Source organism: Pirellulales bacterium (assembly GCA_019694455.1).
Lineage (GTDB): Bacteria > Planctomycetota > Planctomycetia > Pirellulales > JAEUIK01 > JAIBBY01.
In genome coordinates, this window is the sequence record JAIBBY010000044.1 from 1 (window position 1) to 25,030 (window position 25,030).

A 25,030-nucleotide genomic window follows, 5' to 3' on the forward strand; every position below is an offset into this window, starting at 1 on the left:
GATCGGCGGGCCCCAGTTCCAGGCTGCGCGCGGCGCCGACCAATCGATTCACAAAGGCGTCGTAGACGCCATGCAGCACGACAGCGCGCGAGCAGGCGGAGCACTTCTGCCCTTGATAGCCAAAGGCGCTCTTGAGCACGCCCAGCACCGCCTCATCGAGATCGGCGTCGTCATCGATGATGATGGCGTTCTTGCCCCCCATCTCGGCGATGACGTGCTTGACCACGGGCGCGCCGGCGCCAGAGACCTCGGCGGCGCGGCGGTTGATCGCCAGCCCCACCTCGCGCGAACCGGTGAATGCGATCAAGGCCACCTGCGGATGCTCGACCAAGCGAGCCCCCACCACTTCGCCCCGGCCGGGCAAATAGTTCACTACCCCGGGCGGAATTTGGGCTTCCTCCCAGATTTCCATGAGCTTGGCCGCGATGATCGAAGTTTGCTCGGCGGGCTTCATGATCGCCGTGTTGCCGGTGACGAGGGCGGCGGCGGTCATGCCGGTGAGAATCGCCAGCGGAAAATTCCAAGGAGCGATGATCGCCGCCACGCCACGCGGCAGATACTCCAGCCGATTCTCCTCGCCTGGCGCGTCGATGTGCGGCGGCGCCGCCATCCATTCGGCGCCCAGCGCGTAGTAGTCGCAAAAGTCAATCGCCTCGGCGACGTCGGCGTCGGCCTCGATCCAGCCCTTGCCCGACTCGTAGATGATCCAGGCCGTGAGTTCGCTGCGCCGACGACGCATCTGCCGTGCGGCGGCGCGCAGATGCTCGGCCCGGTCGTGCGCGCTGAGCGCGCTCCAGGCCGGGAGCGCCGCGCGCGCGCTGGCCACGGCGCGATCGGCGTCGGCAGCCGTGGCCGAAGCGGTGGCGCCGACAACGGTTGCCGTATGCGATGGGTCGCGCGAGTTTAGGTGATCGGCCGTGTCGACGCGCTCGCCGCCAATCACGAGCGGATAGCGCTGGCCAAAGCCTGCTCGCGCGTCGGCCAGCGCCGCCAATAGCGCGTCGCGCTCGGTCGGAATCGCAAAGTCGACCGGTGGCTCGTTCTTGAATTGCGTAAGCGGCGGACGTGGCGGCGCGGTGGGGGCTGGGGGATGCGCTGGAAATTGTGCCGGCGGAGATGCCGGTGGCTGGGGTTCTAACGGGTTCATCAGCAACTCCTCGGGCGGAGCGTCTTCTAGAAAGCTTGCCCGCAAAAACGAATCGTTGGACGTGTTTTCCAACAGGCGTCGGACCAGGTAGGCCATGCCGGGAATCAGCTCGCCGAACGGCATGTAGATGCGCACGCGGTATCCCAAATCGACAAGCGCCTGCTTGATGGGGTCGGCCATGCCATAGAGCATTTGCAGTTCCAGGCCGCCGGTGGGCAATCCAATCTGCCGGGCCACGGCGATGGCGTGCGCCAGCGACCGAACATTGTGCGAGGCAATGGCGGGCCTGAGCGATTGATGCTTCAGAATGAGCAGTTCGGTCAGGCGCTCGAAGTTGGCGTCGGTCTCGCGCTTTTCTTGAAAGACCGGAACGGGCCAGCCCACCGAGCGGGCGTGAATGGTCTCGTAGTCCCAATAGGCGCCTTTGACCAGGCGCACCCAGACTGGCGCGCCGCGGCGCTCGGCCCAGGCGCAGAGCTGACGCAGATCGGCCTCGCTGTCGCGCAAATAGGCTTGCGTCACAATGCCGACATTGGTGACGCCGCGGAACTCCGCTTCGTCGAGGATGGATTGAAACACCGCGAGCGTGGCGCTCTTTTTGTCGTACGACTCCATGTCAACATTGACAAAAGCGCCTTGCTCGCTGGCGGCGCGCAATAGCGGACGCAGCCGCGAGCCCACGCGGCGAATGGCGCCGGCGGGATCCACGCCGCTAAAGCGGGGATCGAGGGCCGTCAGCTTCAACGAGACGTTGAGCCGCGGCACTGGCGCGAACAACCCGCGATCCACCTGCGGAACTTCGGGCCAGGCGGCCACGACCGGCGCCGCCTCGGAGAGCAGCGAGAGATAGGCCTGTTGGTAGCGATCGGCCTCGTCGTCGCTGGTGACGGCCTCGCCCAGCAGATCGAGCGCGATGTCGCCGCGCTGCTTGCGTTCGCGCATGGCGGCGGCCAGCGTCTCGTGAACGGTGGCGCCGGCGATGAACCGGCGGGCTTGTCCCAACACGTTACGCCGGGCCGCCAAGGCAAGCGCGCGGCCGGCCAAGGTGTTTGGCGGCGCGAGCGACAGCCCCAGCCGCGCGGCGCGCGGCAGCGCGCCGGCGACCGTGCCAAGATACTCGTGCAGATGCTCGACGACCGCTTGCGACGTGTCGAGCATGGGCAGCACATCGACAAAGCGGAACATCTGGGCCTTGACCCGCTCATCTTGCATGGCCCAGGACATGATGCGGTCGTCCCACCAGCGGCGCTCCAACGGCGTGGGATGCTGACTTGCGAGCCGCGCGAAGATGTAGCGCCCCACCTCCTGCGTGGTCCGCTCGATGGCGGCTCGATCGCGCTGGCTGAAGGTGTCTCGCACTGCCGCGTCCTGTCTGGCGATCAACAACGAGGTGGCAGGCTGACGGGGAATGAACCCCATCGTGGCCTACTTCCCCGCGAATTGGGCGATGGACGCCCGAAGTTCACGCAGCGCATACCCCGCTGGGCCGCTAGGGAATCGTAGATCGCCGGGCCGCGCGGTCAAGAAGTTGACCGCCGACCGCGCCTTTAGCAGCCCTGGGTAAGAAATCCATCGTGGCTTTCCGCCCGCTCGCCACGAGCGCAGCCCCGCTGCCGCGGCTCGCAAAATCACGATCCATTTCGCGATGTTGTGAATTGCTTCCTGCAATGCGCACAGCCCGGCGAATCATTCCCCAGTCTGCTAGAGCAGGTGCCGGGCCTTGATATCGAGATAGCGATTCACCAGGGGCGCGGTGAGATCCTCGGGAAAGACATCCAAGGACAACACCCCCTTGGCGTGCAGGTCGGTGAGAATTTGCTGGCGCCAGGCCAGAATATCGGCGGCGGCGGCGGCGCGATACAAACCGCCGTCACGCGGGGCTTTGGCGTCCAGAAAATCGTAGATGCGGCGGTCGCGCAAAAGCACGCCCAGCGGCAAATGTCGGCCCACGAGATTTTCGAGGTATTGCTCGATTTGCAGACGATTCACTTCGTCGATCACGTTGGTGATGAGCACCACCAGTGAGCGTTTCCGCGATTGAGACTCCAGATACAAGAACGCGCGATCGTAGCGCGATTCGACCAGCCGCGGAAATTGGTCGAACGTGCCGTGCAGCAAGCGATTCATCTGGTTCATTCCCCCGCGCGCCGGCACAAAGCTGTGGATCGCGTCGGAGAAGCACAACAGCCCCACCGCGTCGCCGCGCGACAGGGCCACGTAGCTGAGCATGAGCGCGGCGTTGAAGGCGTGGTCGAGCAGACTGAGTCCCGCCGCGCGATTGACCATCATCCGCCCACAGTCGATGAGGAAGTAGACGCGCTGGCTTTGGTTTTGCTGAAAGTCCTTGACGGTGAGCTTGCGGCGGCGGGCGGTCGACCGCCAATCGATGTGGCGGTAGTTGTCTCCCACGGCGTAGTCGCGCAGACGTTCGAACTCGTTGTCCTGGCCGACGCGGCGCGTGCGCCGCACGCCCAAGAGATTAAGGCGGTTGAGCCGCGCCAGCAGCGCGTATTGGCCAAGCTGCTTTAGATCGGGGTAGACGTGCAGGGTGGTGTCGACGCGAAAGACCAACATCCGCTGCCAGAGGCGCATGCGGCTGCGCACGCGAAAGAACACCTCTTTCAACTCGAACGCGCCGCGGCGCCGCGCCACCAGTTGATACTCGAACACCGCCAGGCTGCGCGGCGTGAAGTGATGGCGCAGTTCGTCGGGGCGGGCCTCCAGGTCGGCGGGGACGCCATCGCGGATTGTGGCGTCGAACGCGCGCGCCGACAAATTGCGCACCGAGAGCGTGATGGGGTGTGGCTTGACGAGCGACACCACGCGCCCCGCCTCGCGCGCCACGGAGAGCATGCCGGCCCTGGGGAGCGAGATGAGATCGATGACGGCGACAAGCACGAGTAGCGCATCGAGCAGCCAGACCCAAGGCGCCAGCGTTTGATTGGCGAACAGCGCCAGGGAGGCGAGCGCCGGGGCCAGCGCGAGCGCGGCTAGCCGACGGGAAGGATAAACGCGGTGAAACCAGGCCAACACGCCCAGCGGCGCCGCGAGCATGGCGATCTGCGCGAAGAATCGGGGGGCCATGCCCGACTCTGGCGCGCGCGCAAGCCACCACCAGAGCGCGGCGGGCGCCAGCGCGAGACAGAGTTCGAGAATGATTCGGCCGGCGCGATTCACAGCCGCGGCACCTCGATGGTCCGCAATAGCTCATTGAGCGACTCGTCGACCTGGCGGCCTTCGACTTCGGCCTCGGCCGTGAGCATCACGCGATGCCGCAGCGCCGGCAACGCCAACTGCGTCACGTCGTCGGGCACGGCGTAATCGCGGCCGTGGAAGGCGGCCAAGGTGCGCGCCCCTTGCAGGAGCGCGATGCCGGCGCGCGGCGAAGCGCCCATGTGAAACTGGGGCCATTGGCGGGTGGCCCGCACCACGCGCGTGATGTAGTCGATTAGCTTGGGGTCGAGCCGGACGCGACCGCAGGTTTCGGACTGCGCGACGATCTCCGCCGCGTTGGTCACGGTGGAGAGTTCGTCGAGTCGAGCGTCGAATTCGACCTGCTCGCTGTGCATACGCAAGATCTCGGCTTCCTCGTCGGTGGTGGGATACTCCACCGCGATCTTGAACATGAAGCGGTCAAGCTGGGCCTCTGGCAGGTTGTAAGTGCCTTCGGATTCGATCGGGTTTTGCGTGGCCAGCACCAGAAAGGGGCGCTCCAGGCCATGACTTTCGCCATCGACGGTGACGCGATACTCCTGCATGATCTCCAAGAGCGCGGCATGGGTCTTGGCGGGCGCGCGGTTGATCTCGTCGGCCAGCAGCAATTGCGTGAAGACCGGTCCGGGCCGAAAGCGAAACTCTTGCGTCTTGAGATCGAACAAGGGAGAGCCGGTCACATCGGACGGCATGAGGTCGGCGGTGAACTGGATGCGGCCAAAACGACAACCGAGCACCCGGCCCAAAGCGCGGACGAACAGCGTCTTGCCGAGGCCGGGCACGCTTTCGATCAGCACATGACCGCCGGAGAAGAGGGCGACGAGCGTGCCCATCACCAACTCGTCTTGGCCGACATAGATCTTGCGAATCTCCGTCAAGACACGGTCGAAGAGCCGTTTGGTGGGAGAGTTGGCCGCGGATTGCCAGCGGTCGTTGGTCGCGGAGGTCGCTGCCGCGGGATTGGCGGGGGGAGGCGTCATGGGGGACGCGGCTTCGGCAGGTCCGGCGGAATCGGAATCGGTCATCGATGGTTCCCGGTGCAGTCGTATGGTTTGCGTAAATTGCTTGCGGCGGTCGCGCCGCTGGTTGCGGCCATCAGAATGTGGCCGTCGCGATTCGGCTAAGTGGCGGTGGCTCCCTTGGTCTCGACCTCTGGTTCGCGGCGGGCCAGCGCCTCGTAGGCGGCGATGCGGCCGCGAGCATACTCCGCATCGCCGGCGCGCTCCAGCAGGCTGCCCAGCGCCGCCACATGTTGTCCAAAGTCGGCGCTGGCGGCGGCGGCCGCTTTTTTCGGTAGCCCGAAGATCGGCGCGCGGCAGAAGATCACCAAGGTCGCCAGCGCCGCCAGATGGAGCACCACCATGCCTAAGGTGGGATGCTTGAGCCAATCGAGCACCCCGAGATGCGTTTGCTGCGGATCGGCGTCCAGGATACCGGGGTTGCCCGAGGGCACGTCGAGAAAGACGACTTGTTGCGGAGTGGCGCCGATTTCGTCGACGAGCTTGGCGGCCAGTTTGCGATGCTCGTGGTTCACCAGCGGCAGATTCAACAGAAACGAGCCGTTGGCGACCAGGATCATTTGGCTGTCGTCGTATTGGACGCGGCTGACGAGCCGATCTTTGCCGTCGCGCAAGAGCGACCTGGCGTCGGATGGCGGAATGATCCGCGCGCCGAGTTCGATTTCGACCTTTTTGGGGTCGATGCCGTCCAGCCAGCGCGTGCGGCCTTGTAAATTGCGCACGTCGCGGCGCGGTTGCGTTCGGTCGATCTCGAACCAGGGACAATCGACCGTGGGCTTCAGGCCGGTGGTATGCGCGAGCCGTTCGTTTTGGGCATCGGCCAAGCGGCGCGACAGTCGCTTGTACTCTTCTCCCTGCGTGCCTTGACGCACTTGCTTCCAATAGGCGGTGGCGGCGTCGTAGTCGCGACCCACATAGATGAGCGTGCGACCGGGCGCGGCGTAGAGCCAATCGTCGAGCCAAGCGCACACGTCGTCGGCCGGCGGCCTGTCGTCGTTGGCGAACCAAACGATGCAATCGGCCTTTTTGGCCAACCGCGGCGAGAGCCATCCCCAGCTCGACACATCGTGACCAGCCTCGGCAAACAATTGTCCCAGCACTTCGGTGCCGTTGACGCTGCCAGACGGGCGGCGCACGCCATAGGTCGAATTCAGTTCTTGACCGCAGCCGGCCAAAGAAAGGACCAACGCCGTTGCCAGGCAGACCAGCGATTTGCGGGACGCGCGCTGCATCAGGAGGCCGCCTGCGCCAATTGGGAGAAATGGCTCAACTGATTCCAGCAGCGCTCGAATCGTTCGCGGGTGAGCCGCACATTGCCAAAGAAGGCGTCTTCAAAGGCGATCATCGTTTGCTCTAGCAATTGGCGCAGGTCGCGCTGGCCAGCCACCTCGCGCAGATATTGGCGGTTGGTCTTGCCGCGCGTCAAGCGGATCAGATGCCGCCGATCCAGTTCCACCAATTCGTGACTGTAGAGGTAGACCACCGCGCGGCTGTAGTCGCCGGCGTCGGCCGCGGCGCGGGCCAGATCGAGCAAACTCTGCCGCCGGGCATCGAACGCGAAGGGGAGGCTTTCCACCCGGCGAGCATCGTCCTCGGGCGAGTTGGCGCCCGAAGCCGCGCCGGCGGCCAGCGAGAAAGCTGGCTGCTGATTGATGTTCAGATAAACCCGAACCAGCGCATAAATAAGGATCAGTAGCGCCAAGATCACGATCGACCACAATATGATCTTGAGTGTGCTGGCGCTGAGTCCGCCGGTGGGGCGATTGAACCAGTCGAAGTTCCAATCGAACTCCGAGCTGCGAATCTTGCGCAGCCGGTCGTTGGCGCCGTCGTACCAGGGATAGCGCCAGCCAGAATCGAGCGTGTCGTGAGTGGTTTCGACCGCTTCCTCGGCGGTCAGCGGCGCGGCCAGCGCGAGGCGCGGCAGGCAGGCCGCCGCGATCGGCGGCGCCACGGCAAGCACGATCAAAAACCAATGCCAGCGCTTCATGCGGCCACCTGCGAGGTGAGGCGAATGGCTTCTGCCCGCATGCGTAGCTCCAGTTCCCAACCTTCGTTGCGGATGCGCAAGTCGAGGTAGGCCAGGAATCGGGCCACGGCGAAGAAAGCCGCCACGCACCAGATGGCAAGCTGCAGGTAGATGGTGACGGCGCTGCCATTGAGCGACAGTTCCTCGGTCAGCAATCCGTGCAGAAACCAAAGAGAACCCCAAAGGGCCAACACCAGACCGGGCCCCAGCACAGCGGTGGCCATGGCGCGGGCCAAAAGCTCGCCGCTGTTGGGCGAATGCAGCGCGGCGATGCGACTGAAGGTGTTGGGCAGCCCCGACTTTTTGCGCCGCCAGATGGGGTTGCGCTCGAGCAAGATGACTTCATTGAGGTAGGGCCACAGGACAAACGGCAGAAACCAGGTGATGACCCAGGGCGCGAGTAGCGCTCGCGGCAGCGCTTGCAGCAGCAGCAATTGAGGGGCGCTCTTGAGCAGTTCCATGCCCAGCCGGCCGTATTTGACCTTGGGGGCGAACAGCGCCTGACCGAGATACAGCGTCACCGGCGCGGTGGCCAGTGGCAGTTCGACCAACAGCAAGACGAACAGCACGAATCCATAGGCAAACCAAAGGCTGACGACTTCCGCGTAGTCAACTTCTGGATCGATGAGATCGGCGACCGCGACGCTGGTGAAATAGGAGTTGAGCCACCAAAACGGCGCCACGCCCGCAGCCGTCAACAGGGCCAGCGGGACCAGATGCCTTCGAATGACGCGGATCGCGAGATCGAGAATGTTCAGAAATCCGCGCTCGCGAATCGCAATGCGCGTTTTATCGAGTTCCATCCGCCCCTCCGGCCGCTTGCCCCAAAATCACGAAGTAGAAGGCCAATAGCGCGCTGGAGACAAAGGCGACCGAGGCTTTTGCCCAATAGGGAATAGCGGAAGGGGAGATGATCCCTTCGATCAAAGCCGCCAGACCAAACAGGACCATGCCGAGCGCCATCGTGGGCATGGCCTGCCGGGCGGCGCGGCGAACGGAATCGATGCGCGAGTAGCCGTCGGTGTCGATAAAGGCGAACCCCAGCCGCATGCCGGCGGCGGCGGAGACGACGATGGCCGTGAGCTCGAACGGGGCATGCGCGGTGACAAATTGAAAGAACATCTCGCGCTGATCGGTGGTGGCCATGTGGCCAAAGGCGGCGCCGAGTTGCACGGCGTTGCTGACCACCACCAGCAAGCCGCCGACTCCGAGCAACAATCCCCAGGCAAAGCATTGCAGTCCGATGCTGGTGTTGTGTTGCACGTAAAAGCCGACCATGCCGGCGCTCAAGTTGCCGCTGCGGCCCCATTGGTTTTCGCTATACATCTCTTCGAGGCCGTGTACTCCCGCCTTGGAAAGGGCCTGAACGGCAAACTCCTCGGAGGTGTAGGCCATGACCATGGCGGTGATGAAAAAACCCCAAAACACCAAGAACGCGATGCGCAGGCAATTGTCGCGGTACAGCCGGCGCGGAAGCTCGACGAACAGCTCTTGCCACCAGGCGCTGAGTTGAAACGACTGGCTGCGGTAAAGCTGGTTGTGCGCGCGGCCAATCAGTTGATGCAGGTAGTTGATGGTGTTCGGCGGAAGCTGATACGCGTCGGCCAGGGCCAGATCGGCGCAGGCGGCGCGGTAGAGCGAGGCGAACCGCGCGGCAACCGGCGCGCCTAGTTTTCGCAGGCGCCGGCCTTCGAGCTGCGCGCACAATAGCTCTAGCTCGCGCCATTGGTCGCGGCGCTTTTCGAGTAGCTCGGCGACTTTCATGCGGGGCCCCCCTGGTGCTCGCTGGTTGCGCAGCGACTGTTCATGGCTAGCTCGTGGCTCACGTCTCTGCCACCACCGCCAGCACAGGCGCTGGCTGCGGCACGTCGTCGACGAGATCGGCGAAGAAGATGCGATGATACAGCGCGCAGAGCAACAGATCGTAGCTGACGCCCGCGGGCAAGTTGAAGCGCTCGCGCAGCGGCTCGCCCAGATGCCGGGCAATTTGCACGCGTCTAGCCCACGGCAAGACCCGCCGACGCCCCACATAGCTGGAGAGCGCCGCCGCCACCCCTTGCGGAAAGGTCAGCCGGGCGGGGAGTCGGCCGGCAAGCTCCAGCGCCTCGGGCTCGGTGATCGCCAGCGCGCCAGCGGCGTAGCGCGGTTCCTCGACGATGACCATCGTCCCACAGGCCAAATCGCCAAGGCGGGCAAATCGGTCGCTCCAGAAAGAAGAAATGAAGGCCAAGAGATACGTGCCGGGCAACAGGTCGACCGCTCGCAAAATATTGCGCAGCACCGCTTGCAGGCCGTTGATGGGTTGTCCATCGTCTGACAGGACGCGCAAGTTCATGAGCCGCTTGCCGGGGGTCTGGCCGTTCCACATGGACTCGAAAAAGCCCCGATAGAACCAGCTCACCAGGAAATAGAAAACGACGCCAAAGCCGGCGCCGAGCCCCATCATGCCGACGAGGCCCGTGAAAATGACCACCACTAAGGAAACGGCGGTGACAATCGCCAATTGGAGGAACAAATCGATCAGGTAGGCCGGCAAACGCTGAAACGGCCCCGCCACGCGATATTGAAACCCGATGTTTTCGGGCGTGATGATCTCGATGTGGGTGTCGAGCTGATCTGGGGAAATCGCCATGCCAGCATTATTCGGCAGTCCCGAAACGACCGCAACACGGCAATTTGTACGGTCCCGTCTGGCCATGTAGGCTGTGGGATTGCCGCCAAACGCCAAATTCCTTGGAGAGAGTCGCCATGCCTCGTCGCAACGGGTCGCTACTGTGGATTGCCGTCATTGCCTTTAGTTTTCCGTCCCTGGTCAACGCTGCCAAGCCCGAGCAGGACGACAGCGACTTGGAGATTCGCGAGGAGGTGGAGTATGGCGTCGGCGCCGGCGAAAAGCTGATGCTCGACATTGCCAAGCCCAAGAACGCAGAAGGTAAATTGCCGTGCGTCATGCTCATCCACGGCGGCGGCTGGCAGGCAGGGCATCGCAAAATGCTCCGCCCCATGACTCGCGAGTTTGCGCGCAAGGGCTATGTGGCGATGACGGTGGGCTATCGACTGGCGCCCAAGCATCGCAACCCGGCGCAGATTGAAGATTGCAAATGCGCGGTGCGCTGGGTGCGGGCCCATGCCGACGAGTTGGGAGTCGATCCCAATCGCATCGGGGCGCTCGGGCAGTCGGCCGGAGCGCACCTGGCGATGTTGCTCGGCGTGATGGACTCGGCCGACGGCCTTGAAGGGGACGGGGGCTGGGGTGATCAATCGAGCAAGGTGCAGGCGGTCGTGAGCTATTTTGGCCCGGTCGATCTCACCAAGACAAACCTGGAAGGGAGCGCGGCGGCGGATGTTGTGGATGAGAACATCGCCCGTATGGTGCTCACGAACTTTGTCGGCGGCAAGCCGGAAGAGCATGCCGACGAGTTGCGCAAGGTGTCGCCTCTGTACTACGTGAACAAGGGAGACGCGCCGATGCTGCTGTTCCAAGGGACGAAGGACAACCTGGTGCCTTACGATCAGGCGTTTGAAATGGCGACGGCACTGCGCAAGGCGGATGTTTCCGGACGCCTGGAAGTCATGCTCGGCGCCCGGCATGGTTGGGGGGGCGACGAACTGGAGCGGACCCAAGAGGCGGCGGTCGAGTTCTTTGATGAACAACTGAAAGCGCAATGAGGCGCTAACGAGCCCAGCGCATCGGCCTGGACTGGCTTAGCTTTGCCAGACTGGGAGAGACTGCGGACAGAGAATATCCACGCAGCGAGCAAAATAGCGACTTGCGTCGCTATTTTGCCATCCCATCCATGTGATGTCGCGGCCCGCAACCTAGTTCAACAGGCCACAAAAATTTCGACTACGGGAGCCCGGACTGCTCCGGGCCCCCGGCGCCGAAAAATGCTCCTACCCCGCTAATCTCTAAGACGCTTCGAGAGGCCAAAACCGGACAAAAAATATCCAACTATTTTTATGCGTGACCACGCTGACAGCGCAAGGCATTGCCATTAAATCGGTTACAGCTTTGGGCATTTTCCGCATGGCGACCCGACGCCACGGGCAAATCGCCCAAAAAAACTCCAACTGAAAACATTCGCGCCGTCGGGCCGATACTCCGAAAGAGCGGATCGTAGCGGCGTTGCCGCCCGGGCAAGCATGCGCGGGCAGGTGGCTCGTCGCGCTCGCCGTCGCCGCCTTTCGCCTTCAGGGATGGATCAGGCCATGCAAATCTCGCCCTCTCGTCACGCCGCGTTTGTCTTTTCCGCGTTGATCCTGTTGCCGCAGGCCGCCCTGGCGGCGGGACTGGTGCCAGGGACCGGCCGCCCGGTCGATTACGTCTGCGACGACTTCGAGGACGAGGCCTGGGGCTACAACTACAACCTGCCCAAGGGGAGCGCCGACGTCGACAAAAAGATGCGCTCGCCGCTGGGCCGCTCGACCAACAATCGTTGGTACGAAGGGACCGACCGGGGCGGTCCCGACTTTGTCAAACGGGTGCCGACTCCGGAAGGGGGCCTGGAGGGGAGCCTGGGATCGCTGATGGTCGCATCGCACTTCACCGGCATCCCCAATCGCGGCAACAACCAGCGTTCGCAGGACGATCTGTTTCTGAACGTCGACGGCCGACTGGGGCGCTACATCCCGGTAAACCAGCGCCCGAATCTGGTGGTGCGGGTTTTCATGCCGGAGCTAGACCAGTGGGAACAGCATAGTGGCTCGTCATTCGGATTGCGGGCCACGGTGCGCGGCGTGAAAGCGGACAAACCGGGCGAGACCGAGCCGTATTGGCCGGGGATGTTTTTCAATTACTATCGCGCCACGCGACGTCGCCCCAACGACGAGGTGTGGATCGCGGTGCGCGGACGCGAGAGCGGCGCCGACTACAAGGCGCTAAAGGTCGAGCAGACCGGCTGGTGGACGCTGGGCATGTCGTTCACGCCGGATGGGCGGATTCACTACTACGCCCGACCGGGGATCGAGGATCTGACCGAAGGGGACCGCATCGCATCGCACTACGCCTATGGCTTTCAATGCCACTACTTCATCAACCTGTTCGTCGACGTGTTCAGCCAGAACGACGGACGCAATGGGTCGACGCCGTGGATCATCGACGACCCGACGGTCTACGCGTCGAATCCCGAGATTCTAGTGCAACGCGCTCAAAAGCGCGGGACTCAACAGCAGCGGCGCCGGCGGTAGTTCGCGCTTTGGCCTACGATTCTCCGCCGCGCAGCTTCATGTAGTAGCGCTGCACTTCGGTCACGCAACTGCGGCCACTGGCGGCCAGGGTCTTGCACCGCGCCTCGGACGACTTAGCGCGGGTGACGCACTCCTTGGTGCGGCGGACGCCCCCTTCGGCAAGATCGGCCTCGATGTCGTCGCGTGTCAGGCCAAAGCAGGCGCATAGCGGCGCCTCGCGATCTTTGGGCCAAACGGGGCGCAGCAGCGACTCGACGCCGACCGCGCGCTCGTACAGATCGAAATACGCCACTTCGCACTGTGGGAAGGGGCAGAAGAACGCCGCCGGCGAAATCGATGCCAGCGCCGCCGGCGTCAACTGCGCGCCAAGCGTCTCCGGCCCCACGGCCAACCCCAACGAGCCGCAGCGCGGGCAATGGCGCTCGCCGGTGTCGTCGGGTTCGCGAACAAAGGCCTTGTTCATGGCGATGCCTTTACAGCAGCCGCTTGTCGAGCACGAAGTTGCCGATCACCAGCGACTCTAAACCGGTCGCCGCGTAGGTGCGCAGCGCCTGATGCGGCTCGCAGGCCATGGGATCGTTGTAGGCGTTGAGGCTGGTGTTGATGAGCATCGGCACGCCAGTCGCCTTGGCGAAGCGGGAAATCAGCTCGTGATAGAGAGGGTGAGTCCCCTGATGCACCGATTGCAGGCGGCTGGTGCGATCGTCGTGCACAATGGCCGGGGCTTCGCGGGCCAGTCGGTCGGCAATGTCGAAGGTGAGGGTCATATAGGGCGAGTCGCAATAGTCGCGAAAATAATCGCCCCCCGCCTCGTGCAGCACCGACGGCGCCACGGGCCGAAACTCCTCGCGAAACTTCACGCGGCGGTTGATTTCGTCTTTCATTGCGGCGATGCGCGGATCGGCCAGGATGCTGCGCGCGCCCAGCGCTCGCGGACCAAACTCCAGCCGCCCCTGGAACCAACCAATGACGCGGCCGCTAAGAATCCGTTCGAGCGCGGCGCCAGCGGGATCGCTCGTTTCGTGAAACGGCAGCCCAGCGCGATCGAGCACCTCGCGGATTTCGGCGCTGCTGAACTGGGGCCCCCAATAGGCGTGCGCCAGCGGTTCGACGCGCTCTCCCTGCTCAGCGGCATGCAGATAGGCCGCGCCGAGCGCTAGTCCCGCGTCGCTGGTCACTGGCGGGGCATATACCTCGCTAATCGCCGCATGCTCGCGTATCTTTTGGTTCATCTTGCAGTTGAGCGCGACGCCGCCGGCAAGGCAAACTCGCGACAAGCCGGTGGCGCGGGCATGATGCTCCACCAACCGCAGCATTGCCCGCTCTAACTGCAACTGCGAGGAGGCGGCCAGGTCGTAATGTTCTTGCCGGATCGGTTCGCCCGGCACACGGGGGGGCAGCGGCAGCGGCAAGCGATCGAACAGTGGCTCTTGCTTGGAGGGCGCCGGCATACCGGGGGTCATGCCGACAGCCAACTCGTGATGGAACCGATAGCCGGTGGCGGTCACTTCCAGCAAGGAGGTCAAGTCGTAGCGCGGCTGACCACAGGCCGCCATGCCCATGACTTTGTACTCGTCGCTGTCCTTTTGAAAGCCGAGGTATTGCGTGATGATCGAGTAGAACACGCCCAGCGAATTGGGTCGCTCGATCTGTTCCAGGAGGGTGATGTTTCCTCCGGCGCCGCGGCTGACGGTGGTCGAGTGTCCGTCGCCGGAGAAGTCGGCGGTGATGATGAGCGCCTCGGGCCAACCGGCGGCGTAGTAGGCGCTGGCGGCATGGGCGACATGATGATCGACCAGGCGGACGCGCGGCGCGTGCCCCAACTGAAAACGCAGATAGCGGGTGAGCGTCTCCGCGAAGCCCGGATGGTTGATACCGGGGCTGACGACGCAATCTATGTCCTGCATGCGCAGGCCGGCTTGGCGCAGGCAGAACCGCATGGCATGACGCGGCAACATGCCGTTGGAGAACTTGACGCCGGTGAACCGCTCTTCCTCGGCCGCGGCGACCAGTCGGCCATCGATCAACAGCGCGGCGGCCGGATCTTGATTGCCGATCTTCGTGCCGCCGGAGATGCCGAGGATGTTCATATCGGTTCGACGATTTCGCTAGTCGCGCGGGGCAGTGGAAAATATCAGGCCCCCATCTTGGCCCGCTGCTGGCCGGGCCGCAAATGGGGGTTGGCCGCGCTTTTTCGCTAATTAACAGGTGGGTAGCACGACGCTCGATCGGTTCGCATACTAGGAATGCCACGCGCGGCATCCGCTTCAGGCGCCGCGTTCACCATCGTACCCAGACGGACGCCCGCTTGTCGCAACTGACCATCAGTATTCCGGCCTACAACGACGCGGAAACGATCCGCGCGGTGGCCTTGGAGTCGCTGGCCGCCGCTGGCCAGTGCGCGACGGATATTGAGGTGCTGGTGATCAACGATGGCAGTCGCGACGGCACGCAACAGGCGATTGAAGCGATCTGCCGCGACTATCCGCGGGTGCGCGCGATCGAGCATCCGCGCAACCTGGGGTTTGGCCCCACGATACGCGAGGCGTATCTGGCGGCCAGCAGCGAGTGGGTGGTGTTCTTGCCGGGGGATGGCCAAATTCCGCCGGCGGAAGTGGCAGTGCTATGGCGCGAGCGCGACGACTGCGACCTGGTGCTGGCCTGGCGCCGCGAGCGGAACGATCCGGTCAATCGGCGCTTCACCTCGTGGTGCTACAACCGCATGGTTTCGAGCGTCGCCGGGCGGCGGATTCGGGACGTCAACGGCACCGCGCTGGTGCGGCGGGCGCTGCTGAATCAGTTTTCGCTGGAGAGCGACAGCGCGTTCATTCATGCCGAGTTGGCGCTGAAGTGCATTCGCCACGGGGCGCGGTGGCGCGAAGTCGCCATCGCGCATCGACCGCGGATGTTTGGCGAGGGTTCGGGCAATCGCTTGGGCGTGGTCGCCAAGACCTTCCGGGACTTGGTAAAATACGCCGTCACGGGGCGAGTAGCGGCAGCGCGCGGACACGCCATCGAATGAAATATGACCTGCAAGAATGCGTCAAGCACACCGACCAGCGCGGTTACCTGGTGGAGTTTTTGCGCCGCGACGAGCTAGTCGACCTGCATGTGCCGTTCGGCCAGATTTATTTCGTCACCTTCGAGCGTCCCGGACAAGTGCGCGGCAATCACTTTCACAAGCGCGGCAGCGAGTGGTTTGGCGTGGCCGAGGGGACGCTGGAGGTGGTGCTTGAAGATGTGCGGACCAAGGAGCGGGCCGAGTTCATCTTGCGCAGCGACGACAAACTGTTCCACCGGCTGACCATTGGCCCTTATATCGCGCACGCGTTCCGCAACATGACGCCGACCGCGATCTTGATCGACTACACCAGCGAGCAATTCGATCGCCAAGATCCCGATCGCAACCCGTATATTTTGCTGGAACCGTTGGACGCTCACGCGCCTGCCCCGGAGGGTAAATAACATGCCGCGATTTCTGGCACGGCACGGATGGTATTGGCTGATCGCGGCGGCGCTGGTATCGCTGCCGAGCGCGGCCTGGGCGCAGATTCGCAGCGACGTGCCGAAGCTAATCAAAGTCACCGATCGCGTTTATTGCGCCACAGGCTATGCGCTGGCCAACGTGATTTATGTCATCACCGACGAGAGCCTGGTGGTGATCGACACGCCCGAAAGCCCGGCGGCCGCGGCGGCCACGCTGGAGGCGATGCGCAAGTTTACGGACAAGCCGATACGGCGCCTGATCTACACGCACTTTCATGGCGACCATTGCAACGGCGCGCGGAGCTTTGCCGCGGACAAGCCCGAGATCATCGCGCAAGCATTGCATGTGGAGGAGATGGGCAAGTACCGCGCGCTGGCCATGTACAACGGTCGGCTGAACGGCTTGCAGTTTGGTTTTAGCTTGCCCCCCAAAGAGCGCGGCATTTCGCTGGCGTTTGAGCCGGGCAAGCTGGTCATCGGCTACATGCCGCCGACCAAGACGTTTGACGACAAGCTGGAGTTTGAAGAGGGGGGCGTGCGGTTTGAATTGCGTCACGCGCCGGGAGAAACCAACGATCACCTGTATGTATGGCTGCCCGACGAGCGGATCGCCTGTTGTGGCGACCTGTACTACAACAGCTTTCCGATGTTGGCCAGCCCGATGAAGCACGAGCGGCCAGTGGCGACCTGGGCCGACTCGCTGCAGCGCATTCGGGAGCACAAGCCGGAGCATCTCGTGCCGTCGCACAGCGATCCGGTCAGCGGCGCGGCGGTCGTTGACGACGTGCTGGACCATTACATCGCGGCCATCCGCTTTGTCGACAGCGAGATGATCAAGTATTTGAATCAGGGGCTGTCGCTTGCCGAAATTCAGCGCAAGCTGAAACTGCCGCCAGAACTAGCGGCCAAGCCATATTTGCAGCCGCTCTATGGGCGCGTCGAATGGGGGGTGGCGGGGGCCTATCGCAACTACACCGGTTGGTACGACTTCAATCCCACGCATCTCAATCCGGCGTTGCCGCAAGAAGTTCACCAAGCGTTGTTCGAGGCGGCGGGAGGCGCCGAACCGCTTGTGGCTCGCGCCCAAAAGGCGGCCGACGATTCCAACTGGCAACTGGTGCTCGAGGTCACCGAAATTGTGCGCACGGTCGAGCCCAAGAACGGAGCGATGAATGAACTGCGCGCGCAGGCCTTCACCGAACTAGCCAACCGGGCCACCAGCAGCGTCGAAAAGAACATCTATCGCGCCGCGGCGCTGGAACACCGCAAGCAATTGAAACGCGCGGCGGCCAAGCCGTAGTGAAGCTACGGCTCCACCTCAAAAATCGCCTCGATCTCCACGCTGATGTCGCCCGGCAATGAGCCCATGCCCACCGCGCTGCGGGCGCCCACGCCGGCATCGGCGCCAAAGACCTCGGACATCAGGTTGCTGTAGCCGTTGATGACGGCGGGATGCTCCTTGAAGTCGGGCACGCAATTGACCATGCCGAGCGTCTTGACCAGCCGCTTTACGCGGTTGAGGTCTTTCAGATGGGCGCGGAGCGAGGCGAGGATCGCCAATCCGGTCTGCCGCGCGGCGGCCTGGCCAATTTCCACCTGTCCGGCCGCCGTCGTCAGTTTGCCGACCGTCATCGAACCGTCGGACTTAAGCGGGCCGTGCCCTGACACGTAGGCCATGTTGCCGACCACGATCACCGGTTTGTAGACGCCGGCCGGCTTGGGCGGGGGCGGAAATTCGAGCCCGAGTTCGGCGACGCGTTGTTCGGGATTCATGCGTGGTCCTTGCTGGCTGATGGTCTAAAAAGATCGGCGACCGCATCGCCGGGGCGGCTATTGCCAATCGGCGGCGTCACGGATTTTAAGGAGCGGCGACAGGAATTTGAACCCTCGAAAATCGTGGCGCGGCGCGAGTAGGAGTTTGACGGCCAATTTGTCGCTGGCGCGACCGGCGCGTCGTTGTTTGGCCATTACCGCTGAGATAAGCTGGGCCAGTGACACTATCCAGCAAACGCTTTGACTGAGACATGCAAGAAATCGTTTCACAATTACTCGATTCGATTGCCGCGGGCCGGCCGGTCGCCTATTGCCGACTGGTCGAAACCCGCGGCTCAACGCCGCAAAAGGCGGGCGCCGCGATGTTGGTTTTTCCCGACGGCGCCCAGGCGGGCACGCTCGGCGGCGGCTGCGTCGAAGCCGAGGTGAAACGCCAAGCTCTGGCCATCTTGGACAACGGCCGCGCCGAGATCGTCAAATTCCAGCTCGATAGCGATTATGGCTGGGACGATGGGTTGATCTGTGGCGGTCGCATGCTGGTGCTCATCCAACCGTTGCGCGCCGCCGCCGAAGCGGCATACCACGAACAGTTGTCGAAGGCGCTTTGCGAAAGCGAAGGTTGCCTGGAGGCGATTGCCTTCGATAGCGAGGCGAGCGGACTACCCGCGCCGGCCACGTTCTTGTTTAGCGCGGCGGGCAAGCTGTTAGCCTGCGAAGGGGCCAGCGCCGAAGCTGCGACGTGCGTGGCGGAGCATCTGCCCGATCTGGCTCACCGCCCTCAGCCCAAGGCGTCGCGCGGCGTGGCGTATCTGCCGGTGTTGCCGCGCTGCCGGCTGTTGATTGTGGGGGCGGGGCATGTGGGGCTGGCCGTTGCACAATGGGCGCCCGATCTCGATTTTGACGTTTGGGTGGTTGACGATCGGGCCGATTGCGTCTCAGCGGAGCGATTTCCACGGGCCCAGCGGCGGATCTGCGGAGACATTGGCCAGACGTTGGCGAACATCGAAATTACCCCCGACACCTACTGCCTGATTGTCACGCGAGGGCACAATCACGACGAGGAAGCGCTCTATCACCTGGCCGAACGTGGCGCTCGCTATGTTGGCATGATCGGCAGCAAGCGGAAGATTCGGCTGATCTTCGACGATCTGCGCGAGCAAGGCATCGCCGCCGACGCCTTGCAGCGGGTATTTGCTCCGTTGGGCATCGACATCGGATCGCAAACCGTGCCCGAAATCGCCATTAGCATCCTGGCCGAGTTGGTGGCGCATCGCAATCGCGGCGGCGAGGTACCCGGACGACCGGGCGCCGTGGCCGTCGAAGCGTTGTAATGCGCGCGTTCGCCATCTTGCCCGCGGCGGGCGCCAGCCGGCGCATGGGGCGTCCCAAGCTGCTTTTGCCTTGGGGGCAGGCGACGCTAATCGAAAGGACACTGGCCGCCTGGCGGGCCAGCCGGGCCAGCGCTGTGTTAGTCACGGTGCATCCAGAGGCTGCGGAGCTAGCCAGCTTGTGCCAGGCTGCTGGCGCGATCGTCGTGCGGCCCGCCGAGCCACCGGCGGATATGAAGGCGTCGGTGCGGCTGGCGCTTGTGCATGTGGAACGCAATCTGGCGCCGAGTGACGACGATGTCTGGCTGTTGGCCCCGGCCGACATGCCGCTGTTGACGCCGGCGACCATCGATCGATTGATCGGCGAGCGCCAAACGGGGTCAGGTAACGGCATCTTGGCGCCGAGCCATGGCGGACGTCGCGGGCATCCCGTCTTGTTTCCGTGGCCAATAGCGCGAGAGGTCGCGGAACTTGGCGACGAGGAAGGCATCGATGCGCTTGTCCGCCGCCACGGCGTGCGAGAGATCGAGGTGGACGATCCCGGCATCGGCGCCGACATCGACACGCCAGAGGACTACCGGCGGCTAGGTGGGGAATCTAGCGCCAGCGGCGCGTAAATCGCTTTATGTCGTTGCCGCTGGCCTTTAGACTCGAAGGGTCGGACCACGGCCAGAGGCAAGATGCGCATGCGACTCGATCGGAATTCAGGCTCTACGAGGAGTTCCGCGCGCGGCGCTTGTTGGCTATTGGCCTGGCTATTGCTCGTGGCCGTGGCGCTGCCGGGCTGTGGCGGCTGCCGACAAGACGCCAAGAAGCTGGCCGAAAAGAAGGCTCGCGAAGAACTGGAGCGCAAAAAGAAGGAACAACTCGAAAAGCAAAAACCGAAGGAAGATTATCAGTTTTTGCATCTGAACACCTTGCCGCACCCGATTGAACGGGTGGAGCGGGCCGTCAAGCCGGGGCACTGGTCGCAGGCCACGCTGGACGCGATCGCCAATAATTTTGACTTTCGCGGCCAGGTCGAAATGGCGCCGATCGACCTGGACGAAATGCCGTTCAAACAAGGCGCGACTCGCACAGCGGTGCTGCCCAAGGCGCAGCGCCGCGAGTTCAACGTTACCTTCTTCATGCCGGCCGAGCTCAACGCGCGGACGACCAGCGCCGTGCTGCAATCCACGCGTGGGCGGGAGGTGTTTCGCGAGTCGTTCACCTTTGTGCGGATGCCGGCGCATCAGTTTTATCTAGTGGCGCTGGCGCGCGCGCCGGAACGCTACAACTATTTGCGCACCCTGGCCAGCGTGGAGGCGCCGTCGGGGGGACTGGTCACGCCGGGGATCGACAATCACTATCGGGTGCTGCTGCCGCAATTGAAGAATCGCGCGCCCTTGTCGGACAGCGCGCTCACCTGGACCACGGTCGCCTATCTGATCTGGGATGATGTCGACCCGTCGATCTTTTCCAATGAGCAAGAGCTGGCGCTGGTCGACTGGCTGCACTGGGGAGGCCAGATCATCATCAGCGGCCCCGGATCGCTGGCGCAACTGCAAGACAGCTTTTTGGCGCCCTATCTCCCGGCGACAAGCGCCGGGACCGTGGAGTTGACTCAGGACGATCTAGCGCCGATCAACGTCACCTGGCCCGCGCCACGAACCTTGTCGCCGGTGAAGCCGTGGTCGGCGGAGGATTTGACGGTCGGACCGGCCGCTTCTTTATCGCTGGGGACCGCGCAACGGCCGCTGGTCGCCACTCGCCGGGTGGGACGCGGTAGCATCACACTCACCGCTTTTTCGCTCGCGCAGCAAGAACTAATCGAGTGGGCCGAGTTCGACGACTTTGTCAACAGCGCGCTGTTGCATCGCCCGCCGCGCATGTTCGTCGATCACGAGGAGAGCGTCGCCATGCGCTGGGCCGATCGCGCCGGTCTGCACAATCCGCGCCGCGTGTCGCAGGTGCGCTACTTCAGCCGCGATACCGGCGAGCCGCGGCGCTGGCATCAGTTTGGAACCGACAACGGCGACACCGAAATGAACCCGTTTGAAGAACCTGACCCCGACGACGACGTTTCGGCGTTCGCCGATCCGAATCGATACGGCCCCGGGGTGGCCGGTTGGGACGATTTTGGCGCCGTCTCGAGCGCCGCGCGCGACGCGCTGCGCGAAGCGTCGGGCATCAAGATTCCGGCGCCGTCGTTTGTGCTGTCGGCGCTGGGGATTTACCTGTTCGTGTTGATCCCGGTGAATTGGGGGTTGTTCAGCCTGCTGGGGCGCGTGGAATGGGCCTGGATCGCCGCGCCGATCATTTCGCTGGCCGCGGCGGTGCTGGTGGTGCGAGCCGCGCAGCTTGATATTGGCTTTGTCCGCGCCACCAACGAGTTGAATATCGTCGAATTGCAAGGGGCGTCGGATCGAGCGCATGTCACGCGATATGCCGCGCTCTACACCTCGCTCTCGACCGGATACGATGTGGAACTCGCCGATCCGCATGGGCTGGCGCAGCCTTTTCCCGACGGAACGGGCCTGCTGCGCGGGCAGGATCGGGCAGCGGTCAATCTGGCGCGCGGCAAGCATGCCACGTTGGAAGACTTTCGCGTGTCGTCGAACACCATTGGGCTGGTGCATGCCGAGCATATGCTGCCGCTGGGAGGGGGTGTGATCTGGGAGGCTGGCGAGAATGCCAGCGTCGGCACGGTGACGAACCACACCAGTTTGACTGTTCATGACGCCCGGATCGTCGCCAACTACGGAACCGCATGGCTGGGCGACCTGCCACCGGGCGTCCAGCGCGAGGCGAAGTTCGTCGCCATCGACGACGCCGCGCCGCCCCCCTCATCGCGAAGCTTCGCCCCTGGCGAAGTGAATTTGGAACCGCTGCTGGCGCTGGCGGCACAGGACGTGGAACCGGGCGAGCGCCGCTTGATTGGCTGGTCAGACGATCCCACGCCCGGCCTGACGATACGCCCCACATCGTCGCAGGCCCGGCGCGCCAGCGTGATTGTGGCGCACTTGAACTATGGGCCGCTGGCCGCGCCGGCGGCCGACGCCGTGCCTTATTTCAAGCTGAAAGAACAGCTCTCCATGATGGGACGCAAGCTGAGTGATCGCGACGAGGAACCGGCGGCGCAGCCATGATCGAATTGACCAACTTCCATAAGAAATATGGCGACTTCACCGCGGTGGAGTGCCTGAACCTCAAGATCGAGGCGGGAGAGTTGTTTGGCTTCATCGGCCCCAACGGCGCCGGCAAAAGCACCTCGATCCGCTTTCTGGCCACGCTGCTCAAGGCCACCAGCGGCGATGGCGAGGTGAATGGCTACAGCGTCAACAAGCAACCGCTCGACGTGCGCCGCAGCGTGGGCTACATGCCCGACAATTTTGGCGTCTACGACGGCATGAAGGTGTGGGAGTTTTTGGACTTCTTCGCGGTGGCGTATCAGATTCCGCGGGGACGGCGCAAACAGGTGATCGGCGACGTGTTGGAACTATTGGACCTGACGCACAAGCGCGACGATTTTGTGAATGGCCTGTCGCGCGGCATGAAGCAGCGCTTGTGCCTGGCCAAGACGCTGGTTCACGACCCGCCGGTGCTGATCCTGGACGAGCCCTCCAGCGGGCTCGATCCGCGGGCGCGGCTGGAAGTGAAAGCGCTGCTCAAAGAATTGCGCCGGATGGGCAAGACGATCTTGATTTCGAGCCATATTCTGTCGGAACTGGCCGATTGCTGCACCTCGATTGGCATTATCGAGCGCGGCAAACTGCTGATGCACGGGCCGATCGACGAGGTGTACCGCCGCATCCGCAGCAACCGCATCGTGGAGATCAAGGTGCTCGACCGGCTGGAAAGCGCCCTATCGATCGTGCGCAGCCGACCCGAAACGCTCAACGTGCAGACCACCGATCACACCATCACGGCGGAACTGGCGGCCGAGGACGAACAATTGGCGAGCCTGATGGAACAGTTGTTGGCCGGAGGCGTGCGGATGCGCAGCTTTGGCGAAAAGGACCCCACGCTGGAAGATGTGTTCATGCTGGTCACCAAGGGATTGGTGACGTAGTCCGCCTGTTTTTAGAACCGCACCATGTATCTGCTCGAAAACCCCGTTTTGCAGCGCGAACTGCTGGTCAACCTGCGCATGAAGCGGGCGTTTGTGCTGATGCTGCTGTATCTGGCGGCGTTGGGCGGGGTGGTGTACCTGGCCTGGCCGCGCAATCCGACCATCGACCTCACCAACCCCGAGGCGTCGAAGCGGCTGGTGAACATGTTCTTTCTGGGGCAGTTCATGCTGGCGTCGCTCATGGCGCCAAGCTTCGCCGCCGGCGCGATCACCGGCGAAAAGGAACGCAAGAGCTACGAGATGCTGTTGGCCAGCCCGATGCGGCCCAGCGCCATACTGCTCGGCAAGCTGTTGGCGTCGCTGTCGCATTTGGCGATCTTCGTGTTCGCGTCGCTGCCGATTGTGGTGCTCTGCCTGCCGCTGGGGGGCGTGAGCATCTACGAGGTGGGCGCCACCTATCTAGCGCTGCTGTTGGCGACCGCCACCTTTGGCATGCTTAGTCTGGCGTGCAGCAGTTACTTTCAGCGGACCAGCGCGTCGCTGGTGGTGTCGTATCTGCTCGTCTTGCCGCTGGCGATGCTGGCCGCCGCCATCTGGTATGGCATGTCGGACAGCGGCGCGCGGTTTCGTTTGTTCGCCTCGGTCACCATTGTGCCAGGGGTGGCCATTGGGGTAATCGCCATGCTGTTCGGCGCCACCAGTCGTCGATTAATGCACCCGCCCGACGTGGGAAGCGAAGGCAAGGAAGTGGTCGACACCGAAATGGAGATGCAGCAGGCGGTGGGACTGGTGATTCAGCGCGGACAGTTTCCGGACAATCTCTTTGCGCCGGCCAAGCGCGACGACCTGTTGGCCGACGGCGTGAATCCGGTGTTCGACAAGGAGATGCGGAGCGAGATCTTCGCTCAGGGCACGCTCATGCTGCGGGTGGTGATCCAGATGAGCATGCTGCTGGCGATTCCGCTGATGTTTATCTGCTTTTATTGGACGCGTCCGCAGTACGCCGCGTGGTATGTGAACTACGTGCTGCTGTTCAACGTGCTGGTGGGGCCGGTCTTTTCGGCCGGCGCGGTGACCAGCGAGCGCGAGCGGGAAACGCTGGAACTATTGCTCACCACGATCCTCTCGCCCTGGCAGATCTTGTGGGCCAAGTTGGTGGCGGGACTGCGGGTGTCGAGCGTGCTGACGCTGTTTCTGGTCTGGCCGCTGCTGTTGGCTTGCTGCTTTGTCACTAAGTATTGGGGCAACGTGTTCTCGATGTTGCTTTATGTGCTGATCATTATTCTCACCTGCATCACCACGGCGGTCCTGGCGCTGTTCGCGTCGGTCTTTTTTCGCAAGACGTCAGTCAGCCTGATGACTTCGTACCTGCTGATCTTGATTTTGTTCATGGCGCCGCCGGCCGCGGCGTTTTTTGCCGAGACGTTCTTGGCGCCACCGGGCTCCATTGGGGCGCCGGCGCAAGATCGGTCTGGGGCGCTAGCGACCAACAGCACAACGCTAAGCACTGCTCAGGCGGCGGCGTTGGGGCAGAGCGCCGTGCAGTTCGATCGCCGCTCGCCCGATACGCCGCTGGCGCGGCTCGGATTTTTGAGCCCGTTTTCGGCGTCGCTGGCCGTGCCGCTCACGATCGACAACGCCCTGTACGGGGGGAAGTGGCCGGCGCACTATTACTTTTTGGCGTTTTACACGCTGCTCGATTTGGCGCTATTGGCCGTGATGACGTGGCTGTTCAACGTCCGCTGGCGCGTGGCGCAGTAGGAATTTGTCGCACCATTTCGGTTCGTTGGCATTCGT

At 63.5% G+C, this 25,030-nt stretch carries 21 protein-coding genes; 10 read left to right on the forward strand and 11 right to left on the reverse strand.

Going from position 1 to position 25,030, the window contains the following annotated elements; all coding sequences use genetic code 11:
* The 8 genes from K1X71_15965 to K1X71_16000 all read right to left on the reverse strand — a co-directional run.
* On the reverse strand, positions 1 to 2,566 hold a 2,566-nt coding region (locus K1X71_15965), incomplete at its 3' end, for a proline dehydrogenase family protein (protein MBX7074640.1).
* Positions 2,567 to 2,848: 282 nt separating this feature from the next.
* Positions 2,849 to 4,231 carry a DUF58 domain-containing protein gene (locus K1X71_15970; GenBank protein MBX7074641.1) on the reverse strand — a complete coding sequence of 461 codons (1,383 nt, stop codon included), beginning with the start codon at positions 4,229 to 4,231 and terminating at the stop codon, positions 2,849 to 2,851.
* Between the two features lie 89 nt (positions 4,232 to 4,320).
* The gene (locus tag K1X71_15975) at positions 4,321 to 5,385 is read right to left on the reverse strand and encodes a MoxR family ATPase (protein ID MBX7074642.1); all 1,065 of its coding nucleotides are present in this window, start codon (positions 5,383 to 5,385) and stop codon (positions 4,321 to 4,323) included.
* Between the two features lie 95 nt (positions 5,386 to 5,480).
* A complete protein-coding gene (locus K1X71_15980) occupies positions 5,481 to 6,611 on the reverse strand; it encodes a hypothetical protein (protein MBX7074643.1) in 1,131 nt (376 codons plus the stop codon).
* A complete protein-coding gene (locus K1X71_15985) occupies positions 6,611 to 7,369 on the reverse strand; it encodes a DUF4129 domain-containing protein (GenBank protein MBX7074644.1) in 759 nt (252 codons plus the stop codon). The genes K1X71_15980 and K1X71_15985 overlap by 1 nt, the downstream gene beginning before the upstream one ends.
* Entirely contained in the window at positions 7,366 to 8,211 is an 846-nt protein-coding gene (locus tag K1X71_15990) for a hypothetical protein (GenBank protein MBX7074645.1), read from the reverse strand. Before K1X71_15990 ends, K1X71_15985 begins: the two co-directional genes overlap by 4 nt.
* On the reverse strand, positions 8,198 to 9,172 hold the full coding sequence (locus K1X71_15995; protein MBX7074646.1) for a stage II sporulation protein M: 975 nt from the start codon (positions 9,170 to 9,172) through the stop codon (positions 8,198 to 8,200). The genes K1X71_15990 and K1X71_15995 overlap by 14 nt, the downstream gene beginning before the upstream one ends.
* A 58-nt stretch (positions 9,173 to 9,230) precedes the next feature.
* Positions 9,231 to 10,040, reverse strand: a complete 810-nt coding sequence (locus tag K1X71_16000) for an RDD family protein (protein ID MBX7074647.1) — start codon at positions 10,038 to 10,040, stop codon at positions 9,231 to 9,233.
* Positions 10,041 to 10,156: 116 nt separating this feature from the next.
* Between K1X71_16000 and K1X71_16005 the strand changes: the two genes are divergently transcribed.
* Both K1X71_16005 and K1X71_16010 read left to right on the forward strand, forming a co-directional pair.
* A complete protein-coding gene (locus tag K1X71_16005; GenBank protein MBX7074648.1) occupies positions 10,157 to 11,077 on the forward strand; it encodes an alpha/beta hydrolase in 921 nt (306 codons plus the stop codon).
* A gap of 540 nt (positions 11,078 to 11,617) precedes the next feature.
* The gene (locus tag K1X71_16010) at positions 11,618 to 12,595 is read left to right on the forward strand and encodes a hypothetical protein (GenBank protein ID MBX7074649.1); all 978 of its coding nucleotides are present in this window, start codon (positions 11,618 to 11,620) and stop codon (positions 12,593 to 12,595) included.
* Between the two features lie 13 nt (positions 12,596 to 12,608).
* Here K1X71_16010 and K1X71_16015 read toward each other — a convergent pair whose 3' ends face one another.
* Together K1X71_16015 and K1X71_16020 are read right to left on the reverse strand one after the other, a co-directional pair.
* Entirely contained in the window at positions 12,609 to 13,058 is a 450-nt protein-coding gene (locus tag K1X71_16015; protein MBX7074650.1) for a hypothetical protein, read from the reverse strand.
* A gap of 10 nt (positions 13,059 to 13,068) precedes the next feature.
* Positions 13,069 to 14,685 (reverse strand): hypothetical protein, encoded by a 1,617-nt coding sequence (locus tag K1X71_16020; GenBank protein MBX7074651.1) that lies wholly within the window; start codon positions 14,683 to 14,685, stop codon positions 13,069 to 13,071.
* A 218-nt stretch (positions 14,686 to 14,903) separates the two neighbouring features.
* On the opposite strand from K1X71_16020, the gene K1X71_16025 reads away from it, so the two are divergent.
* From K1X71_16025 to K1X71_16035, 3 genes are read left to right on the forward strand one after another with little or no spacing between them, the layout of a single operon-like run.
* Positions 14,904 to 15,617 carry a glycosyltransferase family 2 protein gene (locus tag K1X71_16025; protein ID MBX7074652.1) on the forward strand — a complete coding sequence of 238 codons (714 nt, stop codon included), beginning with the start codon at positions 14,904 to 14,906 and terminating at the stop codon, positions 15,615 to 15,617.
* Complete coding sequence (locus K1X71_16030; GenBank protein MBX7074653.1) at positions 15,614 to 16,060, forward strand: WxcM-like domain-containing protein; 447 nt, start codon at positions 15,614 to 15,616, stop codon at positions 16,058 to 16,060. The genes K1X71_16025 and K1X71_16030 overlap by 4 nt, the downstream gene beginning before the upstream one ends.
* A gap of 1 nt (position 16,061) precedes the next feature.
* On the forward strand, positions 16,062 to 17,381 hold the full coding sequence (locus K1X71_16035) for an alkyl/aryl-sulfatase (GenBank protein ID MBX7074654.1): 1,320 nt from the start codon (positions 16,062 to 16,064) through the stop codon (positions 17,379 to 17,381).
* Between the two features lie 5 nt (positions 17,382 to 17,386).
* Here the strand turns inward: K1X71_16035 and K1X71_16040 are convergent, their stop codons facing one another.
* Entirely contained in the window at positions 17,387 to 17,854 is a 468-nt protein-coding gene (locus K1X71_16040) for a RidA family protein (protein ID MBX7074655.1), read from the reverse strand.
* 251 nt (positions 17,855 to 18,105) lie between these two features.
* Between K1X71_16040 and K1X71_16045 the strand changes: the two genes are divergently transcribed.
* From K1X71_16045 to K1X71_16065, 5 genes are all read left to right on the forward strand, one after another.
* Positions 18,106 to 19,185, forward strand: a complete 1,080-nt coding sequence (locus K1X71_16045; protein ID MBX7074656.1) for an XdhC family protein — start codon at positions 18,106 to 18,108, stop codon at positions 19,183 to 19,185.
* Positions 19,185 to 19,799 (forward strand): nucleotidyltransferase family protein, encoded by a 615-nt coding sequence (locus K1X71_16050; protein ID MBX7074657.1) that lies wholly within the window; start codon positions 19,185 to 19,187, stop codon positions 19,797 to 19,799. The genes K1X71_16045 and K1X71_16050 overlap by 1 nt, the downstream gene beginning before the upstream one ends.
* A 69-nt stretch (positions 19,800 to 19,868) precedes the next feature.
* Positions 19,869 to 22,310 (forward strand): hypothetical protein, encoded by a 2,442-nt coding sequence (locus K1X71_16055; GenBank protein ID MBX7074658.1) that lies wholly within the window; start codon positions 19,869 to 19,871, stop codon positions 22,308 to 22,310.
* Positions 22,307 to 23,233 carry an ABC transporter ATP-binding protein gene (locus K1X71_16060; GenBank protein MBX7074659.1) on the forward strand — a complete coding sequence of 309 codons (927 nt, stop codon included), beginning with the start codon at positions 22,307 to 22,309 and terminating at the stop codon, positions 23,231 to 23,233. The genes K1X71_16055 and K1X71_16060 overlap by 4 nt, the downstream gene beginning before the upstream one ends.
* A 24-nt stretch (positions 23,234 to 23,257) precedes the next feature.
* Positions 23,258 to 24,994 carry an ABC transporter permease gene (locus K1X71_16065; GenBank protein MBX7074660.1) on the forward strand — a complete coding sequence of 579 codons (1,737 nt, stop codon included), beginning with the start codon at positions 23,258 to 23,260 and terminating at the stop codon, positions 24,992 to 24,994.
* Positions 24,995 to 25,030: the final 36 nt, after the last annotated feature.